1 protein-coding gene is annotated in these 1,291 nt (G+C 53.6%); it reads right to left on the bottom strand.

Translation table 11 applies throughout. The features are described from left to right. A partial coding sequence (locus WN56_RS13365) for a VCBS domain-containing protein (protein WP_046075487.1) occupies positions 1-1,291 on the bottom strand: 1,291 nt, incomplete at both ends.

Below are 1,291 nucleotides of genomic sequence, written 5' to 3'. Positions count from 1 at the left end.
CACTTGATCACCGGCATCTAAATTCTGCACGGCAGACTGATCGAGGGTGTAGGTCCAGTTGCCGTTAACTAGGTCTAGCGAGCCATAAGTCCCCGCTTCTGTAGTATTCGCAAAGGTCGGGTTATCGCCGGCATCGACATCACTGATCGCAATGGTGCCGGTGGCAGTGACCGCATCGCCTTCGTTGCCTTCGGTGACTGAGCCAACAAACTCACCACTCACTTCAGGGGCATCGTCGGTTCCCGTAATCGTGATAACAATATCTTGCTGTGTGTTATCGCTTGCAGTGAGGGTGATAGTGTCTGTCACCTCATCACCGGCATCTAAATCCTGCACGGCAGACTGATCGAGGGTGTAGGTCCAGTTGCCGCTCACCAGCTCTAGCGAGCCATAAGTCCCCGCTTCAGTGGTATCGGCAAAGGTCGGATTATCGCCGTCATCACCATCACTGATCGCAATGGTGCCGGTGGCAGTTACTGCGGTATCGCCCACGTCACCTTCGGTGACTGAGCCGGTAAAGCTTCCAGTGACTTCAGGTGCGTCATCCGTCCCCGTAATGGTGATAACAATATCTTGCTGTGTGTTATCGCTTGCAGTGAGGGTGATGGTGTCCGTCATTTGATCACCGGCATCTAAATCCTGCACTGAGCTCTGATCGAGGGTGTAGGTCCAGTTCTCACCGACTAGTTCCAGAGAGCCATAAGTCCCCGCTTCTGTAGTATTCGCAAAGGTCGGATTGTCATCGCCATCGACATCACTGATCGAAATGGTGCCGGTTGCAGTTACTGCGGTATCGCCCACGTCACCTTCGGTCACTGAGCCAACAAAGCTACCGGTGACTTCAGATAAGTCATCGGTGCCGGTAATGGTGATGACAATATCTTGTTGCGTGTTATCGCTTGCGGTGAGCGTGATAGTGTCCGTCACTTGATCACCGGCATCTAAATCCTGCACGGCAGACTGATCGAGGGTGTAGGTCCAGTTGCCGCTCACCAGCTCTAGCGAGCCATAAGTCCCCGCTTCAGTGGTATCGGCAAAGGTCGGATTATCGCCGTCATCACCATCACTGATCGCAATGGTGCCGGTGGCAGTTACTGCGGTATCGCCCACGTCACCTTCGGTGACTGAGCCGGTAAAGCTTCCAGTGACTTCAGGTGCGTCATCCGTCCCCGTAATGGTGATAACAATATCTTGCTGTGTGTTATCGCTTGCAGTGAGGGTGATGGTGTCCGTCATTTGATCACCGGCATCTAAATCCTGCACTGAGCTCTGATCGAGGGTGTAGGTCCAG

The sequence above is a fragment of the Salinivibrio sp. KP-1 genome (genome assembly GCF_000968645.1).
Lineage (GTDB): Bacteria > Pseudomonadota > Gammaproteobacteria > Enterobacterales > Vibrionaceae > Salinivibrio > Salinivibrio siamensis.
The sequence above is the reverse complement of the archived record's forward strand: the minus strand, read 5'-3'. Positions and strand labels throughout refer to the sequence as shown.